15 protein-coding genes are annotated in these 20,598 nt (G+C 46.3%); 10 read left to right on the forward strand and 5 right to left on the reverse strand.

The features are described from left to right. Nucleotides 1–2: 2 nt before the first annotated feature. From ICN42_RS11660 to trxA, 4 genes are all read right to left on the reverse strand, one after another. Nucleotides 3–1,730: a glycosyltransferase family 39 protein gene (locus ICN42_RS11660; RefSeq protein ID WP_216255044.1), complete on the reverse strand. Its 1,728-nt coding sequence runs from the start codon at nucleotides 1,728–1,730 to the stop codon at nucleotides 3–5. Nucleotides 1,731–1,820: 90 nt separating this feature from the next. Then, nucleotides 1,821–2,165, reverse strand: coding sequence for a type B 50S ribosomal protein L31 (locus ICN42_RS11665; RefSeq protein ID WP_216255047.1), 345 nt, complete (start codon nucleotides 2,163–2,165; stop codon nucleotides 1,821–1,823). Nucleotides 2,166–2,311: 146 nt separating this feature from the next. Further along, nucleotides 2,312–3,574, reverse strand: a complete 1,263-nt coding sequence (gene rho / locus ICN42_RS11670; RefSeq protein WP_216201390.1) for a transcription termination factor Rho — start codon at nucleotides 3,572–3,574, stop codon at nucleotides 2,312–2,314. 211 nt (nucleotides 3,575–3,785) lie between these two features. After that, nucleotides 3,786–4,112: a thioredoxin TrxA gene (gene trxA, locus ICN42_RS11675; RefSeq protein WP_114691518.1), complete on the reverse strand. Its 327-nt coding sequence runs from the start codon at nucleotides 4,110–4,112 to the stop codon at nucleotides 3,786–3,788. Between the two features lie 118 nt (nucleotides 4,113–4,230). On the opposite strand from trxA, the gene ICN42_RS11680 reads away from it, so the two are divergent. Continuing rightward, complete coding sequence (locus ICN42_RS11680; protein WP_216255049.1) at nucleotides 4,231–7,224, forward strand: PD-(D/E)XK nuclease family protein; 2,994 nt, start codon at nucleotides 4,231–4,233, stop codon at nucleotides 7,222–7,224. Next, nucleotides 7,221–10,727, forward strand: a complete 3,507-nt coding sequence (locus ICN42_RS11685; RefSeq protein ID WP_370626039.1) for a UvrD-helicase domain-containing protein — start codon at nucleotides 7,221–7,223, stop codon at nucleotides 10,725–10,727. Before ICN42_RS11680 ends, ICN42_RS11685 begins: the two co-directional genes overlap by 4 nt. Here the strand turns inward: ICN42_RS11685 and ICN42_RS11690 are convergent. Then, nucleotides 10,720–10,920, reverse strand: a complete 201-nt coding sequence (locus ICN42_RS11690; RefSeq protein WP_216255052.1) for a hypothetical protein — start codon at nucleotides 10,918–10,920, stop codon at nucleotides 10,720–10,722. The two genes, ICN42_RS11685 and ICN42_RS11690, sit on opposite strands and share 8 nt — an antisense overlap. Before the next feature lie 133 nt (nucleotides 10,921–11,053). Between ICN42_RS11690 and ICN42_RS11695 the strand changes: the two genes are divergently transcribed. From ICN42_RS11695 to ICN42_RS11730, 8 genes are all read left to right on the forward strand, one after another. Beyond that, nucleotides 11,054–11,884, forward strand: coding sequence for a tetratricopeptide repeat protein (locus tag ICN42_RS11695; RefSeq protein WP_216255055.1), 831 nt, complete (start codon nucleotides 11,054–11,056; stop codon nucleotides 11,882–11,884). 38 nt (nucleotides 11,885–11,922) lie between these two features. Further along, a complete protein-coding gene (locus ICN42_RS11700; RefSeq protein WP_216255057.1) occupies nucleotides 11,923–12,423 on the forward strand; it encodes a DUF1993 family protein in 501 nt (166 codons plus the stop codon). 194 nt (nucleotides 12,424–12,617) lie between these two features. Continuing rightward, entirely contained in the window at nucleotides 12,618–14,303 is a 1,686-nt protein-coding gene (locus ICN42_RS11705; protein ID WP_216255060.1) for an amidohydrolase, read from the forward strand. A 266-nt stretch (nucleotides 14,304–14,569) separates the two neighbouring features. Further along, on the forward strand, nucleotides 14,570–16,063 hold the full coding sequence (locus ICN42_RS11710) for a lyase family protein (protein ID WP_216255063.1): 1,494 nt from the start codon (nucleotides 14,570–14,572) through the stop codon (nucleotides 16,061–16,063). 11 nt (nucleotides 16,064–16,074) lie between these two features. Then, a complete protein-coding gene (locus tag ICN42_RS11715) occupies nucleotides 16,075–16,896 on the forward strand; it encodes an MIP/aquaporin family protein (protein ID WP_216255065.1) in 822 nt (273 codons plus the stop codon). A gap of 72 nt (nucleotides 16,897–16,968) precedes the next feature. Then, entirely contained in the window at nucleotides 16,969–17,772 is an 804-nt protein-coding gene (locus ICN42_RS11720) for a hypothetical protein (protein ID WP_216255070.1), read from the forward strand. A 139-nt stretch (nucleotides 17,773–17,911) separates the two neighbouring features. Further along, nucleotides 17,912–18,316, forward strand: coding sequence for a hypothetical protein (locus tag ICN42_RS11725; RefSeq protein ID WP_216255073.1), 405 nt, complete (start codon nucleotides 17,912–17,914; stop codon nucleotides 18,314–18,316). Nucleotides 18,317–18,636: 320 nt separating this feature from the next. Then, entirely contained in the window at nucleotides 18,637–20,439 is a 1,803-nt protein-coding gene (locus ICN42_RS11730; protein ID WP_216255076.1) for a sulfatase-like hydrolase/transferase, read from the forward strand. Nucleotides 20,440–20,598 lie beyond the last annotated feature (159 nt).

A 20,598-nucleotide genomic window follows, 5' to 3' on the forward strand; every position in this document is an offset into this window, starting at 1 on the left:
ATTTATTCTTTACCTGCAAGGGTAATTTGATAAAGACGTAGACGCTCATCACGGTCAGATGCGCGGCGATCTTCCCAAAGTAATTCAATTTTCTTTTTATTCAGGCTGGCGTATGCCTTGGCCTCTAAAGAGCTATGGGTCAGCATGAGATTGCAGCTGGAGTCATCGCGCAGAGGAAGTTTGGTGAAATAGCTAAAGGAAGCTAATTGAGCTGAACCTAAATTACTAGTATCAATACAGCCTGGTGTATTCGCAATAATGCTTTCTAGGCGATCGGATACATAGCGATAGGTTTTAGCGTAATTAATTGTCGGTAACCATAAGGTCATTAATAAGACCCACATCAATGTGGTGCCAGATGCGGAGATGATGAGGCAACGCCAGATTTCTTTAGGGGCGCGAGAAGTTCTCCAACGCACAATCGCCAACCAAACACCTGTAATCAATAGCGCAACAATAAAGCCGAAGTAATCAAACTGCGCCTGAAATCCTGGCAATAGTCTTGCTAGGTTTGCAGCAGTGGATTCTGGAAAGCCAGTCACTTTAGCTAGCCAAATAATCCAAATAGCCAAAGCAATCATCGTGAAACTAAACATCGCAAACCAGTCAATAAAGCTAATCAAGCTACGCTTGAGAATTGGTAAGCTAAATGCAGCGATGATTGAAAGACTGGGAATCAAAATAATGAGGTCATGCTCATTTGCTTCCAATCTGAACAGAACATAAATCAAGCAACCGATAAATAAACTGAGCGGAATACATAGATGAGGTGCGCGCCATTGACCCGCTTCTTTAACTCGACCCCAGTGGGCAAGCGAGATGATGGCTAATGGCCAAACTGGCCAGGCATAGGCCCAGAAGTTGATACTCAAAAATCCAAGCGACTCTATTGATGGCGTAGCACGCATTTCTGGCATATTGCGCCAGCCTTCTTCAGCAATATGACGCCACTCAGGCGTGAGGTTGCCAAAATACCAAAGCGCAGGCCAAATCGCAAAACCAATGAGGCCTAAAACCGTGCTGGTTAAGGTCCAGCGAAAGCGTAACTTCGCATTGCTGGCAATCACTGCAATGATGGTGGAACTGACAATAATTAAGCTTAGGGTGAGATTGCTCGAGAGGGCGACGATCGCAATACCGAGACCAGTCCATAAGCCGCCTTGCCATGGCTTATCTAAGCCGCGCACTGTGCCATATAGCACGATGCTGATACCCATCAGTTGCGCCATCATTGGCGTGGTCTCATGCGCACGCTGCGCAAGACCGACGCAGGCTAAGAAAATCAGTAGCGCGCCATCAGCTAGGGTCATGCCATAGTTTTTACGTCCAGGCTGTCCGCCAACAGCCAATACCATTGGCTGCACTTCTTGGCGACGACCTAATAGATAAGTTGCATACCAAATCGCTAAAGCCGATGCGAAAAAGCAAACTGCCGCATAGAGTCGGGCGGCGTTGGCCATGCCAATCCATGGACCAAACAGATCCATCAGTGTGGCGCCTAGCCAGTAGGGGAAAGGTGAGCCAAGCGAGATATCGCGCCCAGCTAAATGAGGAACAATCCAGTCAAGCGCTTTGCCATGTTGCAAAGTCCACATGCCACCAAATCCAACGGCATCCTCGTTCTTCCAAGGATCACGTGCGAAAAGACCTGCAAATCCATAGATCAAAGTTAACGCAAAAATAATGATGCGTGGAATGGAGGTGGTGGCGGCGGCGGTGAGTTTGACCATAAAAAACTAGCAATAAAAAAGGCAGCAAACGCTGCCTTGATTATCTCGCAGGGGAGGGTGAATGCCCAACCCCTTTGTCGAGTAAGTCTATTACTTCTTCTTAGCTGGCTTTTCAGCAGCTTTAGCTTCTGCAGCAGCAGCTTTTTTCTCAGCTGTTTTTGCAGCGCCATCACCGGTAGCTTTAGCAACAGCTTTAGTACCGAATTTCTGACGGAATTTCTCAACACGACCAGCAGTATCCATAATCTTCTGGGTACCGGTGTAGAAAGGGTGTGACTCAGATGAAGTCTCGATCTTGGCCAATGGATATTCATTGCCGTCTTCCCACTTAATTGTCTCTCTTGTAGACATTGTGGAGCGAGTCTTGAAGCTGAAGTTGTTAGAAACGTCTACAAAGACGATTTCACGATATTCGGGGTGAATGCCAGGTTTCATTATTAAGTCCTATTAGCAGGCAGCCGTTCGGGTCCTAAGACCTAAATACTTACCCAAGTTAAATGCAAATTATTAAAGCGGTAAAGGCGAAATTATGCCATGAAATCAACAACAAAGCGCACTTTTACCGACTCCAAGAGACTAAATTAGCCACCCTTACGCATTAAATCGAAGAATTCACCGTTATTTTTGGTGGATTTGAGCTTATCAACGATGAAGTTCATTGCCTCAATATCGTCCATATCAGCCAATAACTTACGTAAAACCCAGATTTTCTGGAGGTTTTCAGCTTTAACCAGCAACTCTTCACGGCGGGTACCGGACTTATTGAGGTTAATAGATGGGTAAACGCGACGCTCAGCCAAACGACGCTCAAGGTGTACTTCCATATTGCCGGTACCTTTGAACTCTTCGTAGATGAGGTCATCCATACGGCTACCAGTTTCAATCAAGGCAGTTGCGATGATGGTGAGTGAACCACCTTCTTCCACATTACGCGCTGCACCGAAGAAACGCTTTGGACGTTGCAGAGCATTCGCATCCACACCACCAGAAAGTACTTTTCCAGATGAAGGAATCACCGTGTTGTAAGCACGAGCAAGGCGGGTAATCGAATCAAGCAAGATGATGACGTCTTTTTTCATCTCCACTAAACGCTTGGCCTTTTCAATTACCATCTCGGCAACTTGTACGTGACGCACAGCTGGCTCATCAAAGGTCGAGGCAACGACTTCGCCACGAACCGAGCGCTGCATTTCAGTAACTTCTTCTGGGCGCTCATCCACCAGCAATACGATCAAGATCGCATCTGGATTATTTGCGGCAATCGCATGGGCGATGTGTTGCATCATCACGGTCTTACCGGACTTTGGTGAGGACACGATCAAGCCACGCTGGCCATAGCCAATCGGGGAGATCATATCGATGATGCGGCCTGTTAAATTCTCTTCCGCTTTGATGTCACGCTCTAACTGAACCACGCGATTCGGATGCAAAGGCGTTAAGTTCTCGAACATGATGCGGTTCTTTAGTGCCTCTGGAGGCAAACCGTTGATCTTGTCTACTTTGACCAAAGCAAAGTAACGCTCACCATCTTTAGGTGTACGAACCTCGCCTTCAACGCTATCACCTGTATGCAGGTTAAAGCGACGGATCTGCGCAGGGGAGATATAGATATCGTCCGGAGATGCCATATAAGAAGCATCCGGGGAGCGCAAGAAACCAAAGCCATCTGGCAATACTTCCAAAGTGCCATCTCCGAAAACAGATTCACCTTCTTTAGCGCGTTTCTTCAGAATGGCAAACATCAATTCTTGTTTGCGCATCCGTTGGGTGTTTTCAATCTCCAGGCTAGCTGCCATTTCAAGCAGAGCGGATACGTGGAGTACTTTGAGTTCAGATAATTGCATGTGGTTCTCGGGTGTAAATAAGGATATGAATGTGTTTTGGGGTATCGCTGTCTAGATGGTCATCCGACAGATTGGGAAAACAGAATTTTGGGGAGTTTGCTAAAAAAGAGGGGCGCACTTGAAGTGCGTTGAAATGCAGATGAAATAGATACTACACTAAAAACAGCTGAAAACCACAGGCTCACCCAGTGAACCTGTGATCAAGGGCTATTTACAGATGACTATCAATAAATGCAGTCAACTGGGATTTGGCCAAAGCGCCTACTTTTTGAGCAGCAACAGTGCCGTTCTTAAAGAGGATCAATGTAGGGATGCCACGAATGTTGAACTGGGCTGGAACGCCTTGGTTCTCATCCACGTTCATCTTGGCGATTTGGATCTTGTCGCCGTACTCGCCAGAAAGCTCTTCCAAAATAGGACCAATCATCTTGCAAGGACCGCACCACTCAGCCCAGAAGTCCAGGAGAACAGGTTTATCGGACTTGAGAACGTCTTGCTCGAAAGAAGCGTCAGTTACATATTTGATGCCGGCACTCATGAAAATTCCTTAATTAGTCTTATTTAGTTTTATATAGTGATTGCACTACAACGCTTATATTAGCAATAAGCCACACTTTCTGCCTGAAAATCAAAATAAGCCCAAAAATTCATCCTTAATGCATCACCCATTTCCGACCCTATCCCAGCAAAAGCAGCCACATGCATGGGCTATTGCACCCAATGCGGACGCTCTAAAGTCGCTCGCCGAGGGTATTTGGAATTGTGCAGTGCAAACAAACCAGCGCCCCTTAGTGGTGTTGAGTACCGCTGGTCCTTTAATGGGTGTTAGGGCGGCCTTAGAAAAGCATCGACCCAAAGACCTCCGTAGTCATATTGCCTTCTTGCCTCAAGTGATGAGTTTTAACGACTGGCTAGAAGCGGCGCCTGGCGCCTGGAAGTTTCCCAAGAAACAAACTGATTTAGAGCGTTGGTTATCGGTTTACGCGACTCTGCGCAAACACAAGCAATTGCAATCTTGGTTTAAAGCAGAAACGGAAGCGGGGTCATGGGGGTTGGCACAAGCCATCATTACAGCGTGCGATACCTTATCCAACTCCATTGCGCCAAGTCTTCAGCAGGAGCTACACAAACTGATCGCTGCTCAAGTGGAGCTCTCTACTGAACACACACAACATACTCAATCTTGGATCGAGACCCTTGAGCCATTATTGGATCGTACTATTGGGCAGGCATACCCAGCCCTAGCCAGAAAAGTAGTAGATCAAGAAGCGCAAGTATTGCTGACATTCTGGAGATACATCACCAGCCCAAGTGATCCTGCCTTTAGAAAACAATTTGCTATGGCGGCTCATCTCGAGGCCGCTAAACAAATTGTCCAAGGAAGTGCAAGGCCCTTAATTTGGGTAGAGACTGCGGATCCAACACCGATTGATAAGCAGCTGATCCAAGCTTACCTGGCTGACTACGCGCAGTACGCCCCAGCAGTTGAAGTGACGATGAACTGGGAGTCTGTTGGGCTTTGGGTTGAGGCCTTAAATCCTAATCTTCCAGAAGATCAAAAGCTCCAAGTTGTTAAAGCCAATATCCATACTGCCGACCCAGAACGTTGGCATCTGATCGCCGCGAAGCGATTTGAAGAATTAGCATGGGCAACGGCTAAAACAATTGAGCAACAGCTAATTGATGGAAAAACCAATATCGCGTTGGTGGCTCAAGATCGTCTCGTCGCCAGAAGGGCACGCGCCTTACTGGCACGCTTAGGTCCATCACTCAAGATCCAAGATGAAACCGGCTGGAAGTTATCGACTACCAGAGCGGCGGCAGCGCTTAATAGTTGGCTCGAGTTATTACGTGCGCCGTCCGAGGGCCCCAGCGCATCAGATCTTTTAGAGTTTTTACAAAACCCATTCTTAGATCTATCGCAGTGTCTCAATCCCAATAGTGCGCGTGACAAAGAGTCCTTAAATGGATTGGTGGCGCAGCTTGAAGATATTTTGATTGCCAGCCAAGCTAAAACTGGCTGGGAAACCTTTCATATGGCCATTGAAGGGTCGGTTACGCATGGCTCTGCAGCGCCCAATCCATTGCTACTGGAATTACTCCAATCGATTCGTGGAAGACTGAATCGCTGGCGTGGAATCAAGATCAACTGCGCCATTGCGCATCAATATCTGATGGATGATCTCGTTTTAATGGGGATGACGCAGGGCTTAGAAAAAGATTCCGCCGGTAAGCAGTTACTTGAGCTTTTGGAGACATTTGAATTTGATACTGAGCATCAGCAAATTGCAATGCGTCTTAATGAATGGCTCAGCTTACTAAAGACCGTGATTGAAGAGTCTTCTTATGAAGAGAAGGGTGCCAGTGCCGCTGCTACTCTTAGTATCTTGCCATTGAGCTCAACTCGCTTTAGGGAATTTGAGTCTGTAGTTATGGTGGGGTGCGACGAGCAGCAACTGCCTGCATTTTCCGAGCCACCATTGTTTTTCTCGGACACCTTAAATCGGCTCTTAGGTGGATCCAATATTGAGGCACAGTTTATTCAGCAGGCGAGAGATTTATCTCAATTGCTTATCTCGTTCCCGAGTGTGGATCTTCTTTGGCAAAGCAAGAGCAAAAGTGGCGAACCCCTAAGACCATCCGCCTGGATTCAACGACTCCAAATTGACTTACCCAATTGGCAAGCACGCAACGCAGGTGCTTTATTTGCACCTCGCAGTGGCACCGCATTGCCATCTCCAATGGCGGTAGCAACATTGGGTGCGGATTTACCAATGCCAGTCTCAATGAGTCCGAGTGCTTATAAAGCCTTACGTGATTGTCCTTATCGCTACTATGTTCGCAGTCTTCTAGGCTTACGTAAGCTGAAAGGCTTTGAAGAGGGTTTTGATGCTTCTCTAGCTGGCCAGACTTTGCATAAGATTTTGCGTAACTTCTATCACGCCATGAAGAGCGAGGCGCAGAAATCAGATTCCACCGTCGTGAGCAATATCGAGTTACGACGTGCTTGGATGCAACAGCAATTGATGCAAACCTCTGAGCAAGTCTTTAAACGTTTAATTGAAGGCGATGCCAGGGTCTTGGGTGTCTTAAGGGATTGGCAAAAACAAATTCCGAGCTTTATTCAATGGCAGCTAGATCGTGAAGCTCAAGGCTGGCAATTCTATGATGCAGAGGTGAAGGTTGGATTTGATCTGCCATTTACTGATGTGGATGGCAACGAGCGCCATATTCGTATTGAGGGCTATGCGGACCGATTTGATGTCAGTATTCATGATCCTAAATCTGCATCCGTGATTGACTATAAAAACCAAGGTCTCACCAAGGTCAAGTTGCGTTCTGAGGCTGTATTGGATGACCCGCAGTTATTAATCTATGCCAGAGCTTCTAATGAGAGTCAAAAGATTCCAGGGCGCGTAGTCAATGCGGCAGAATGGGTTGCTTTAAAAGCCGATGTAAAGAAGGATGGTGATGAAGCTGAGCGTTCAGTAGTGATTACTGAAATGCCAGGGCTGATGCAGGAATTTTCTGAGCAACTCACTGAGGATGTGCAATCGCTCTGGTCTGGCAAGCCCCTCACAGCATTTGCGCCTGACAGTGTTTGCCAATATTGTGAAGCCAGAGGCATTTGCAGAAAGGGGATGTGGTGAGCGATTCCACTTTCCGGGTTGATATTGCCTGCGATCCCAATCGCTCTGTGATCGTCTCCGCTTGCGCGGGTAGCGGTAAAACTTGGCTATTAGTAACCAGAATGGCGCGCCTGCTTTTAGCGGGAGCTAAGCCACAAGAAATCCTAGCGCTGACATTCACCAGAAAAGCGGCGCAAGAGATGCGTGATCGTCTCTATCGTTTATTAGAAGAGTTTTCGCAATCGAGTGATAAGCAGCTGATGCATCATTTAACTGAGCGCGGACTTAATGCCAATGAGGCCAAGCTGCTATTGCCAACCGCGAAGTCTCTATATGCAAAAATCTTGGCAAGCCCACAAGGCATTGTGATCGACACCTTCCATGGCTGGTTTGGCAGGCTCTTAGGGGCGGCACCGATCTCTACCGGCATACAGCCTGGCTTTAGTTTGCGAGAGGATGCAAAGCGTTTGCAGGAAGAGTGTCTAGATGATTGGTGGGGTAATTTACCCGAAGGCATTCAGTCGCATTACGACACCTTGCTGAAGACGCTGGGTGCAAGTGAAACTCAGAAGTTCCTGATGAGTCATTACAGTCTCTTTAAGCAAAGAGGCGCTTGGACATTTTTCTCTCAAGGATGCAGAGCTCGCGGCATTACACCCATCGAGAAACTCAAAACGGATTTACCGAGACTCAATATAGCCAATCCGCTTAACTTGGTTTGGGATGCTATGAATGCCAAGGCGGACTTGGAATTTTTACAGCGCTGCTTTAGTAATAGTAGTGCGACAGAAATAGCCTATGTACCCATTATTCAAGCGGCTATAGATCTCAAGGCGAATGGTGGCGATGTCATAGCTATCGCACCCTTATTGCAGTCCGTATTTTTGACGCAAGACGATAGCAATCGCACTGCGAATGACAAAGCTGCAGGCGATCTTAAAAAATATCTCAAAAAAGAGGGTGAGCTAGATCGCGAGCAAGAGCATGTAACTTATAAGCAAGCTTGGGCAAGTGCTTTCTTAGAATTCGTGGCCTGGAAAAAAGAGCAGGAGGCTTATGCCCTCAATGAAGCCTGGTTTGCAATGAGCGCGGCGATGATGGATCACGTCAATGCCACCAAAGAGTCTATGCGTGTGCGTGACTTTGATGATTTAGAAATCGGCGTTAGCCAGTTGATGGCCGATTCTGCTAACGCAGCCTATTTGCAATCTCGATTAGATGCGAAGTACAAACATATCCTGGTCGATGAGTTTCAGGATACCAATCCCTTGCAGTGGCAGATTTTGCGCGCTTGGTTAGAAGGCTATGGACAAGATGAATCTAAGCCTACTGTCTTTATCGTGGGGGATCCAAAGCAATCGATTTACCGCTTCCGCCGCGCTGATCCTAGATTATTTAATGATGCTGAAGCTTTCTTAGTAAAAGAGATGCAGGCGGCCCCCTTAAATCAAAATACGACCCGTCGCAATGCGCCCCAAATTAATGCTGCCGTTAACCAGCTCTTTAGTGCCGAGCAATTGCCAGAGTCCTATCCATTTACTGCTCAACACACCTTATGGAAGGCGCCAGTAGGCGCCGATACCGAAACGCCATACTCTAAAGAGGGCGAAGCCTACCTACTACCGTTAGTAAAATACGAGGCGGAAGAGTTAGGACAAAGAGCTGGCAATGCTTTTGAACAAGCGATAGTCGATGCAAGGCAAACGGCTGATGTGACGCAACGCTATGTCGAAGGGCAGCGGATCAGCGCATTAATCCAACACATTATTCAGACGCGTCCTGTAGTCGATCGTGAGAATGGTAAAGAAGTTTGGCGCAAAGCGCGAGAGAGTGATTTCTTATTGCTGGTGAAGCGCCGTAAATATCTCCCACAATTTGAGCGCGCTCTTCGTGAGGCGGGTTTAGCGTTTGAGAGTTCACGACTAGGCGGTTTGCTCAACACCCTGGAGATCGATGACCTCATTGCGCTGTTAACCGTTTTGGTAACGCCACGCCATGATTTGCCTTTAGCCCAAGTGCTCAGAAGTCCCATCTTTGCTTTTACTGAAAAGCAAATGCAAGTCCTTGCTAAGGCGATGGGAACAAATCAATATCGCTCTTGGTGGGATGCCTTGCAAGATAGTCCTGAGGCTAGCCTGATACAGGCAGCGCGTTATTTAGAGCATTGGCGCATGCTAGGCGAGCGTTTGCCAGTGCATGATTTGCTTGATCGTATTTACCAAGAGAGTGATCTACGCATTAAATACGCGAGCGCCTCTCAAGAGATTGCCCGTGCCCAGGTCTTGGCGAACCTCGACGCTTTCCTGGAGCTTGCACTGAATCAGGATGGCGGTCGTTACCCCAGCTTGGGTCGCTTTATTGAGGAGATCAATACCATTCGTCGTGGCGATGATGATGAAACCCCTGATGAGGGTGATGTCGAGGCGGAGGCTGATCTTGTGGAGATTGATGAAGAGAGCGAGCTATCCGAAGAAGAAAAGCATAAGCGTGTTCGCATGATGACCATTCATGGAGCGAAAGGCTTGGAATCTCCGTTTGTAATCATGCTCGACGCCAATCACACTGAAGGTAAGGCGGATCATCGTGGGGTTCTATTGGACTGGCCTCCCGAGAGTGAGAGTCCCAGTCATTTATCGATGTATACCTTGGCTACCTTAACCAATCCCCGCAGCGAAGTGCGCGAGCGCGAATTACTCATCGGTAAGAATGAAAACTGGAATCTGCTCTACGTTGCAATGACCAGAGCAAAGCAGGGCCTCTGGATTAGTGGTGTCGCAAAGGCACCCACCACAAAAAACCCTACAGGCCTAGATGAGAAGTCTTGGTATGGCAAAGCAGTATTAGGGCAGTTAGCAGCACTGGAAGATCAGCCGGTAGGGGTGGAGGCTAAGACTCAAAAATCAAGCAACCAGAAAGAAAATAATCCAAGGCAGTTCATGATGGATGATTTTGAGGTTTCTTGGGATGCAGGCAAAGAGAGTCACGAGCAACAACTCAAAGATATCGAAAGTGGTATGACCCTGGATGCCTTCCAAGACGAAGAGACTGCACAAGATAATTCCAAAATCTTGGAAGAGGGCGTGCATTTCCATCGCCTGTTAGAGCACCTCACTCAGCAAACAGGTGCTACAAGCCCAGAGCCCATGAGCGTGGATCAAATAGCTCGCTGGCTGGGAATTAGTGGTGAGTTAGCAAGCAAAGCGCTAGACCAGGCGACCACCGTACTTAATACTCCAGAGCTTCAGCAGTACCTCACTGCCAATCATTGGGTACAGGCTTGGAATGAGATTGATGTTGTCAGCCTGGATGGCAAGAGCTTTCGCTTAGATCGTCTAGTAGAGTTTGATGATCACTTAGCCATCCTAGATTACAAGCTCACGCTTCCGGAACTAGGCAGTGAAGCCCATAACAAATACCGCGCGCAACTCAATAACTACAAACAAGAGCTGGGCAGAATTCGTCCGGATAAGCCGGCTAAGGCGTATTTAATCTCCGCCAAGGGTGAGCTTAAGGAAATTACTTAAGCTTTGAAGCTGCTTTCTTTAGGGTAGCTGAACCGTTGGCTTTACGATTTGGGGAGCTTTCCCGACCACGAACTAGTGAAGGTTTGGCTTTCTCCCACTCCTCATCGGTAAATGGAATGGAGTCTGGGTCATCCATAGCGGCTTTAGTGATGGCCACGTCTTCTGCGGCGCTATGTCTAATTATTCTCTTCATGCGCTTAGGATAGCCAATAGCAAGATTGACCCCCTTGAAATTCCCCCTAAAACCCCCATATAGCTAGGGAATAGCAAAAATCCCCAAACTCGGGATAATGGAATTCACACGAAACATCCTACAAGGAGTCATGATGACGATTCGTAAAGTAATTAATTTATTCGTTGGTGTATTTGCATCTGCATTGCTGCTGACAAGCAATATCGCATTTGCCGAGGCAACGCTGCCTGAGGTTTATCAAGCTGTGCAAGCAGGGCAGATGGCCAAAGCCGATACGATGATGAAAGAGGTTCTCCAAAATCATCCCAATAGTGCCAAGGCGCACTTCGTGGCTGCTGAGCTTTATCTCAAAGAAGGTAAGGTAGAGCTGGCACGCAATCATTTCCTTAAAGCAGAAAATCTTGCCCCTGGATTACCTTTTGCCCAACCTGAGTCTGTGCAAAAACTCCAGATGCAATTAACTAGTGGTGCCGTAGCTCCTGGCGCTAATCCTGCTGCAAGTCAAAACTCTATTTTTAGCAATCCACTCTTCTGGGGTTTGATTGCCATCCTGGTAGTTGGAGTCATGATTGTGATGAAGCGTCGTAAGGCAGAAGCAATTCAAGTCTATAACGCACCAAGCGCTGGTTATCCTGGTACTCCAGGCGGTCCTGCTGGCTATCCTGGAGCTCCTGGAGCCCCAGCTGCAGGCGGTATGGGTAGTGGCTTGATGGGCAGTCTTGCGACTGGCGCTGCATTAGGTGCTGGTATGTATGCTGGCCAAGCATTGGCAGGTAGCCTCATGGGTGGCCACGATAACGGCCATTCCAATGCGGGTTCTAACCCTAGCCTCAATCAAGTTGGTGGCCCAGCATCTTTGGGTCCCAATTTTGGTGTGCGTGATGCCAGCTCTTGGGATGATGCTAGCTCTGGATCATCTTGGGATGACAACAGTGGCGGTGGCGATTTCATGAGTGATGTGTAATTCACTCTTAATGCAGCAATTGATATAAGAAAGTATTTATGGCAATTTCCATGTACCAAGCATCAGTTCCTCAGTTAAAGAAGATGCTGCTTAACCTAACCACCATTCTCACTAAGGCTGAAGAGCATGTCGCCGCAAAAGGAATCGATGGCAAGGTCTTGGTAGAGGCACGCTTATTTCCCGATATGCTCCCTCTAGCCAAGCAAGTGCAGATTGCTTGTGATCAAGTGAAGTTTGGTTTGGCTCGCTTAGCAAGTGTTGAAGCGCCTAAATTTGACGATAGCGAAAGCACGCTGGCTCAATTAAAAGAGCGCATCGCTAAAACGATTGCGTTTATGGACAGCATCAAGCCAGAGCAGATCGATGGTACAGAAGCAAAAGAGATTAAGTTCTCCATTAAAGAGTGGAGCTTTGAGTTTGTGGGTGAGCAATATGTACTGACTTGGATCATCCCGAACTTTTATTTCCATATCACGACCACTTACAACATCTTGCGCCATAACGGTGTTGAGTTGGGCAAAGCGGATTATCTCGGCTAATGGATCGTTTGATAGAAATCGTCGAAGTGGGGCATGCTTGGTTTTATCGAGCGAGCATCTACGCCTCAAATGCATTCTTAGACGACCCAGCTATCTTGGCATTCGCATTCTGCTGACGATGGGTTAGCAAGCTCAAGCAAATAAACCACCCTCGGGTGGTTTTCTTTTTAGGGTAATTCCTGTAAAAACTAGTTATGAAAATGATCCATAAACTCCTGAGCTGCTTATTGATTTCTGTGGCGGCAACAGCTTTAGCTGCTCCAGCCACCCTGTATTACAACGGGGATATTTTGACGATGGAGGGTGATAGCCCTAAGTATGTTGAGGCAGTGCTCGTGAAGGATGACAAGATCGCCTTTGTCGGGGATATGAAAGGAGCTCTAGTTGAGGCCGGCACTAACGCCACTATGTATGACTTAAAAGGACATACTTTGTTACCAGGCTTTATTGATACTTGGGGTCACTTTGCTTTAATTGCGCAAGATACGTTTGGTGTCAATGTGGCGTACTTTTCTAAAAATTCACCGAAGACTAAGCAGCAATTGATTGATAAGCTTCGCAAGGAAAGCATTGTCTTTAATGGCTGGATCGTAGGCACCGGATACTCTGATGCCCAATTGAGTGATGGCGCAATTACCTTGGCGGAGCTTGATAATGCTTTTCCTAAGACACCAGTCTTAATTGAAAACATTTCCACCTTAACGGGTATGGTCAATAGCGCAGGCTTAAAAAAATTGGGGATTACGACTAAGACTAAAGCAGTGAATGGATTTATTCCGGTTGATCTAAGTACTGGAAAGCTGACTGGCGACCTGATTGGTATGCCTTATCTCAATGCTGTAGCAAAAGCTGTGGGCAAGTATTCACAAGATCTGACATTCGAGTCTTATCGTAAGGCTGAGAAGCTGTATGTATCCAATGGCTTCACCACTGCGCAAAGCTATGAGGCCACTCTAGGTGATATACGCAATATGCGATTGGCTATAGATCGTGGCATTGTGTCAGTTGATTTAATTGCTTTGCCAACATTCGATATTGTTGATGAATTACTCAAGACTAATCCGAATTACCAGTTTGGCGTCTACAGCAAAGGTGATCGAGGTTTCAAGGTTGCGGGTATTCAAGTGCCTACTGATGGTGCGCCACAGCTGCGCTTGGCTTACTTCACCAAACCCTATTTAGATACCACGGGCTTTGCAAAAGATTGGCGTGGCTTTGCGTATTACCCGCAAAGCTTGATTAATAAATACGTCAAACTGGCTTATGAGAAGAATATTCAGTACTTCGGCTATAGCAATGGCGATGCTGGCATTGATATGACTCTCGCGGCTATCGACAAGGTTGTCAAAGAGACGGGTATTAGTGATGACCGCCGTACTGTGATCGCCCATTCATTTTTTGCACGCGATGATCAACTGGAGAGTTATAAAAAGAACAACATCATGGCAGTCATGATGCCAAACGGTACTTGGTTGTATGGTGATATTTATCCCAAGGCGCTTGGGGTAGAGCGAGCAAATAATTTAAGCCCACTAAAGAGTGCTCAAACTAAAGGAGTGGTAACCGCGCTTCACAATGACACCCCATCTTCAGGCCCCAATGTGCTCTTTTCAATTTGGAGTGCTGTTAACCGCCAAACCGCTTCTGGAAATACTTTAGGGCCAGAACAAAGAATTGATCCGTATTTGGCGATGAAAGGCTTTACGAGCAATGCGGCCTATCAATATAAGGAAGAGGGTAAAAAGGGTACCATCACTGCCGGTAAAGTCGCCGATTTAGTGGAGATTGATCAAAACCCACTAAAGGTAGACCCCATGAACATTAAAGACATTGGTGTTGTGCAAACTATTAAGGCAGGAGTGCCGCTGTACACGAAATAAGCGGGATGATCAAAAACCTCTATCGCCAAGTTAAAGGCATTTATAGGGGTTTGTAGCAATACATTAGCCATCCTGAGGGGTGGCTTTTCTTGGTTCCTTTTTGGGGCTAGTAATTGTCTGCCACTTCCCGCCTGGGAATCGCATTGAAGCCCTGCAATTTTGCTTAAACCCATTAATTTGGCTTGGTTTATGATTGAGCCCGTTAATTGCGCTTAAAAAGCAAATCATTTCTGCTTCGATTTAACCCCAATCTTTTAGGAAAATTTATGGCTACAAATACCCCAAATACACCAGCTACTAATGCTGAAGTTGTGCCCAAGATTCTTGATTTACCTATTGGAATAAATGCTACTGGTGTACGTAAAGAGTTTGATAGTCTTGGCAACGTGGATGTTCCAGCAAATCATTATTGGGGAGCGCAAACTCAACGGAGCCTTTTGCACTTCAATATTGGTCATGACAAGATGCCTAAAGAGGTCTATCACGCGTATGGTTACGTAAAAAAGGCTGCGGCAATTGTCAATACAAAAGCTGGTCGTTTACCGGAGTGGAAGGGTAAATTAATTCAGCAGGTTGCTGATGAAGCAATTAGTGGCGCGCTAGATGCTGAGTTTCCCTTATATGTTTGGCAGACTGGGTCAGGTACTCAGTCTAATATGAATCTGAATGAAGTTATCTCCAATAGATGTATCCAACTCATTGGAGGCACTTTAGGTTCTCAGGAGCCTATTCACCCAAATGATCATGTCAACATGGGTCAGTCTAGTAACGATACTTTTCCAACTGCAATGCATATTGCGGCATATAAGATGGTTACTGAAAAAACGCTTCCTGCCTTGACACGACTTCATGATGCGTTGGATGCCAAGTCAAAACTATGGGCGGATATCGTTAAGATTGGTAGAACCCATTTAGAGGATGCGACCCCACTAACAGTGGGTCAAGAGTGGTCTGGCTATGCAAGCGCTGTAAGTGATGCTATTGCTGACCTAACGTATGCCACTCAAGGACTCTTACAGGTTGCGATGGGTGGAACTGCAGTAGGTACAGGTCTAAATTCTCCAGTTGGATTTGGTGATGATGTCGCGGCCGTTCTCTCGGAATTAACTGGCTACAACATTAAAACTGCAGATAACAAATTTACCGCTCAAGGAACATTGGATCGTATGGTTCGTGCTCATGCGAGCATTAAAACGACCGCTGTTACGCTCTTTAAGATTGCAAACGATATGCGTTGGTTGGGTTCTGGCCCAAGAACAGGTTTGATGGAAATCACATTCCCGTCAAATGAGCCAGGCTCTTCAATCATGCCGGGCAAAGTTAATCCTACGCAGGCAGAAGCAATGCTGATGGTTTGTATTCAAATCATGGGGTCAGATGTGGCCGTGCAAATGGGTGGTGCTGAGGGTAACTTCGAGTTGAATGCATTCCGTCCCGTAATTATTAGCAACTACCTACACTCCGCACTCATCATGGCCGATATGTGTGACCACTTTAGAGAGTTCATGATTGAAGGTGCCGTTCTGAATGAGGCGCAACTTAAATCTAATATTGAGCGCTCAGTCATGATGGTTACAGCTCTATCACCAGTCATTGGGTATGACAATGCTTCCGTGATTGCTCACTACGCAATTGATAACAATCTTTCGCTTAAGCAAGCTGCTTTAGCCAAGGGTGTATCAGAAGAGCTATTTGATCGCGTTGTAGTGCCCATCAATATGACAAAACCCGGCTCTGCCGACGTTAAAGCAAATCCTTGAGCGAGAGCAGCATGGCAACAGCAGAGAATCAGAATCAGTCATCCAAACTTGCTGGAGAGCAGGCCCTACAAAATCAAGTAGGGTCGCGTTTCTCGGCAGACTGGAAAAGTAATCAGCACCGAGAGCGCAGACTCCTATCAGAGTTTATTGGTCTTTCGGGTATGACTTTTTTGCTCTCAGGTGGTGCATCCATACTCGCGCAATATGGTGGGGCAGACTTAGCGGCTTATCAATATGCATTCATCTTATCTACCATTGCTGGTTTGTGGATTATGGTGGCTGTGTATGTTTTAGGTGATATTTCATCGCACTTTAATCCTGCAATGACGCTCGCTTTTGCTATGCGTGGAGATATGGGTAAGGGAATGGCGCTTGCTTATATTGTGGTGCAGTACATTGCGGCGGTGGCAGGCTCTAGTCTCGCCCTCTATCTATTTGGTGATGCCGGTAACTTGGCGGCAACAATACCTAAAGAGGGCTTGGTTTTTAAATCCCTGATCTTTGAAGCTGTACTCACATTTGCAATGGTTCTTCTTGTTCTCAGTATGGCCAATGGCCCAAAACTCAACGGGCCTTTTATTCCGATTGCTGTTGGCGGGTACATTATTGCCGCAGGAACCATGGGTGGCCCATTTGATGGGGCTGCTTTTAATCCTGCCAGAGCATTTGGCCCTGGCTTTGCCCTTGGCAATCTTACGAGCTACTGGATTTATCCAGTGGGATCAATCATTGGCGCTACTTTGGCTGTCTTTGTAGCGCGATTCTTAAGAGGCCCAGCTAAGGCTGCAGAATCCCAGGCTGCTATGGGCACACCACTGGATAAAAGTAATTAATTCGCCTAGATAAGCTGGGGCGGCCTTGGCATTTTCGACTACTCCTTTAATTTACTTAAGAATTCTTGACGTATGAAGTTTCTAGCAATTCCATTACTTGCACTTTGTATTGCACAAGCTCATGCCGAAGATTTTTTTGTGCCGATTTCCAACTTTTATAACGACTCGCAGCAGCTAGGCGATAGTAAAGTTCTGGAGTTTTGGGCCTCACATGATTATCAAGGTGGTGATAATTACCAAAATGACCTGAGGCTTCGTTATTACAACCCCTTGGAAGTAGGGGATTGGAAAGGGCGAATTCGTCTAGATGCCAACGTCGCCTCTAACTACAACTCTATTTCGACACCAAACAACTCGGGAGCCTATAGCGCAGGCAATATGTTTTTGACTTTGTGGGGTCAAGCTCCAGAGTTCTTGAAGCCACTTGGAGCATTGGTTGGTGCAAGAGTATTTTTTCCATTTGGTAATAATGGGCAATGGGCTGCCGGCCCTCAAATAGGATGGCGTTTTGCCCCAGAGGTAGATACCACCCTAAAGGTGACTGACTTTTCTCCATTGCTTCGATATATCTATGGCTGGGATGCCAAAAACAATAGCTTTGCGGCAAACCCCACTCAACCTGTATTAGCGAGAAATCTACATATTTTCCCCACCATTGGCTTTCAGCTAGCTCCGAACACTACCTTGAGATTCTGGGATGAAAATGGTGCTGTTTTCAATACCGCGGGGAATGGATGGTTTATTCCAATCGATGCCATGGTTTTGCGCCGTTTGGATAAAAATTGGGTAGTTGCAGTTGGTGCCAGCAAACAAGTGGTGCAAAGTTATCAGCAGTACGATTGGTCCACTTACGCCAAAATATCCTTTAATTTCTGATATCCACCAATGGCCTGTAGATCTTTCGACCTGATTATCATAAACACCCTTCAACCTTTGGGATAATGAGGGAGTGATCCCATATCAGCGAGGGCTGATATAAAAATAATGCACCATAGACATATTAAAAAGAGAGAATATGAAAACTAAACTATTAAGCCTTTTCGCAGCACTTGCATTAGTTGCTTGCGCTACGCCTGTGACTCAATCAGAAATCCAGCAAGCAAAATTTACTCCTCAGCCAAAGCAAGCTGAGATTGATAAGGAAGTTAACTCTTATCTCAAGGCAAACATTAACGAGCCAGAAGCGGCTAAGAAAGAATGCGCGCCTCCACGCAAAGCTTGGGCCAGAGAATTTAGCCATGAGCCTGCAAAATTTGGCTGGATGGTAGTTTGTGATGTCAATGCTAAAGAGAAGTCTGGTGGCTTTGGCCCATTAAAAGCCTACATGTTCTTATTCACAACGAATGGCAATTACGCTTATGACTCATCCTCGTTTGTAAATATCAATAACAACGTACAGTTTTTGGATTTGATTAAGTAAGTTTTAAATAGGCATTCAATAAAACCACCTTCGGGTGGTTTTTCTTTGGGCGCCTCCATTGGAACGGTAGGAGCGCTTATTTATGAATGGGTTTGCCCGCATAGACAAACGACTGGTTGTAATCTGTTGATTCCAAGTCCTAATGGCTGATATCGGCCAATATGAGACTTTCAATAGGCATAAATTTGGTGCGAATGGATATAGGTAGGCACATATTAGTCGGGTATAGTCTTGATAACTTGTCTGGCTTACATGCCAAATCCCCTTAAGGTGATGTGGTTTGGATCGGGAGTATTCCGACCAATCTACCGCAATGTGCCATGACATCTAATTCTAGTAATGCCCCATCAAACCCATCACGTCGTGATTTACTTTCCACCGGTGCTGCCGCATTAGGCGCGGCATTATTACCTGCCGGAATGCAGAATGCACAAGCACAATCAACCCCAGAAAGACCTCAGCCAATTGCACCTAACTTACCACCGGCTGGTTACAACATTTTGTTTGTTTTAGTAGATCAAGAGCATTTCTTTCCAAAGTGGCCGATGCCCGTGCCAGCCCGTGAGGCAATCAAGAAAAAAGCAATTACATTTACTAATCATCAAGCGGCATCCATGCAATGCTCATCTGCTAGATCAGTCATTTACACGGGTTTGCATATTCAGCATTCTGGTATTTTTGATAACCTTAATTTTCTTTGGCAGCCTGATTTATCTCTTAAGGTAAAGACAATTGGGCATCGTCTATCTGAACTCGGTTATCACGCGGCTTATCAAGGTAAGTGGCACCTTTCTGCCAACATGGATATTGTTAAAAAAGCCTATGACGCCCCAATGGCAACGTATCGCAAGATCATTAAGTCATATGGCTTTAATGATTTCTTGGGGGTTGGCGATATTGTTGATGAGCAGCAAGGTGGTTACACCTTTGACAAACTAACAGTTTCATCTGCTATTGGTTGGCTCAGAAATGAAGGGCAGGAGCTTAGGGCTAAGAAGCAACCCTGGTACTTGGCGGTCAATATAGTGAATCCTCATGATGTAACTTACGTGAACTCGGATTTACCAGGTAAGCCTGTGCAAGGCGCTAAGCATGCAATGACAATTCTGCCAGTGCCAACCGCTGACTTATATAAGGCTACCTGGGATAACTATCCGCTGCCAGAAAGTCGAAAGCAAGCGCTTGATGCTCCCGGCAGACCAAAAGCCCATAAGCTCTATCAAGAGATCTGGGATCTATTAATGGGGGAGTGGCCCAATGAAGATCGTCGCTGGAGATTATTGCTAGATTATTACTTTAATTGCATGCGCGATAGTGATGAGAACGTCGCTGCAGTAATGCAAGGTTTAAAAGATAGTGGCATGGAAGAAAATACCATCGTTATCTTTACTGCTGACCATGGTGAGCTAGGTGGATCACATCAAATGCGTGGCAAGGGCACTACCACCTACAAAGAGCAGAACCATGTCCCTTTGATGATTATTCATCCGGCCTATCCCGGCGGTAAAGAGTGTCAAGCAATCACTTCGCAGATTGATCTAGCTACTACCATTTTGGCAATGACGGGTAAAGATCGAGAAAGCATTCAAAAGGCGGCCGAGGGATTAAAAGGTCAAGACTTAACCCCGCTCTTCAAAGCGCCAGAAAAAGCCAAAGTAGACTCCGCTAGACCTGCCTCTTTATTTAATTTCAACATGCTAATGTTTACTAGTTGGGAGTGGGCCGAAAGAACTTACACCTGGCTGATGGCGGGCAAGGTAAGCGATCCAGGGGCTGAACAGATTTTAAGAGCCCATGAACCTAACTTCAATAATAGAGTTGGTATTCGTAGTGTATTTGATGGGCGGTATCGCTTTTCTCGATACTTCTCACCATTGTATTTCAATACCCCAACTTCTTTTGAGGAGCTGATTTCCAAGAATGATCTGGAACTTTTTGATTTGCAAAATGATCCTGAGGAGATGAATAACTTGGCGATGGATCCCAAAAAGAATGCTCCGCTCATTATGGCAATGAATCAGGTCATGAATGAACGTATTGCACAAGAAGTGGGTGTCGATGATGGCAGTTTCTTGCCTATCAGAAATGGGAAGTGGTATTTCCCAGCAAAGAGCCAAAGATAGTCTCGGTATTCCCATGGGCGTCTGCTTTGGGTCGAGGCTGTGTAAAAACACCCAATAATCTCCCTCTTTTTGTAAACACTACATGGGCCTCAAACGTTAATTAAGTATCACTAATTAACGGATGTTTATGAAGATGAAACGATTCATTACTGGCCAAGA

It is taken from the genome of Polynucleobacter sp. 71A-WALBACH (assembly GCF_018882365.1).
In the GTDB taxonomy this organism is placed as follows: Bacteria; Pseudomonadota; Gammaproteobacteria; order Burkholderiales; family Burkholderiaceae; genus Polynucleobacter.

Excerpts from the sequence above, each read along its gene's own strand:
- ICN42_RS11660 (WP_216255044.1), bottom strand. The coding sequence starts at position 1,730 with ATGGTCAAACTCACCGCCGCCGCCACCACCTCCATTCCACGCATCATT.
- ICN42_RS11665 (WP_216255047.1), bottom strand. The coding sequence starts at position 2,165 with ATGAAACCTGGCATTCACCCCGAATATCGTGAAATCGTCTTTGTAGAC.
- rho (WP_216201390.1), bottom strand. The coding sequence starts at position 3,574 with ATGCAATTATCTGAACTCAAAGTACTCCACGTATCCGCTCTGCTTGAA.
- trxA (WP_114691518.1), bottom strand. The coding sequence starts at position 4,112 with ATGAGTGCCGGCATCAAATATGTAACTGACGCTTCTTTCGAGCAAGAC.
- ICN42_RS11680 (WP_216255049.1), top strand. The coding sequence starts at position 4,231 with ATGCATCACCCATTTCCGACCCTATCCCAGCAAAAGCAGCCACATGCA.
- ICN42_RS11690 (WP_216255052.1), bottom strand. The coding sequence starts at position 10,920 with ATGAAGAGAATAATTAGACATAGCGCCGCAGAAGACGTGGCCATCACT.
- ICN42_RS11695 (WP_216255055.1), top strand. The coding sequence starts at position 11,054 with ATGACGATTCGTAAAGTAATTAATTTATTCGTTGGTGTATTTGCATCT.
- ICN42_RS11700 (WP_216255057.1), top strand. The coding sequence starts at position 11,923 with ATGGCAATTTCCATGTACCAAGCATCAGTTCCTCAGTTAAAGAAGATG.
- ICN42_RS11705 (WP_216255060.1), top strand. The coding sequence starts at position 12,618 with ATGAAAATGATCCATAAACTCCTGAGCTGCTTATTGATTTCTGTGGCG.
- ICN42_RS11710 (WP_216255063.1), top strand. The coding sequence starts at position 14,570 with ATGGCTACAAATACCCCAAATACACCAGCTACTAATGCTGAAGTTGTG.
- ICN42_RS11715 (WP_216255065.1), top strand. The coding sequence starts at position 16,075 with ATGGCAACAGCAGAGAATCAGAATCAGTCATCCAAACTTGCTGGAGAG.
- ICN42_RS11720 (WP_216255070.1), top strand. The coding sequence starts at position 16,969 with ATGAAGTTTCTAGCAATTCCATTACTTGCACTTTGTATTGCACAAGCT.
- ICN42_RS11725 (WP_216255073.1), top strand. The coding sequence starts at position 17,912 with ATGAAAACTAAACTATTAAGCCTTTTCGCAGCACTTGCATTAGTTGCT.
- ICN42_RS11730 (WP_216255076.1), top strand. The coding sequence starts at position 18,637 with ATGACATCTAATTCTAGTAATGCCCCATCAAACCCATCACGTCGTGAT.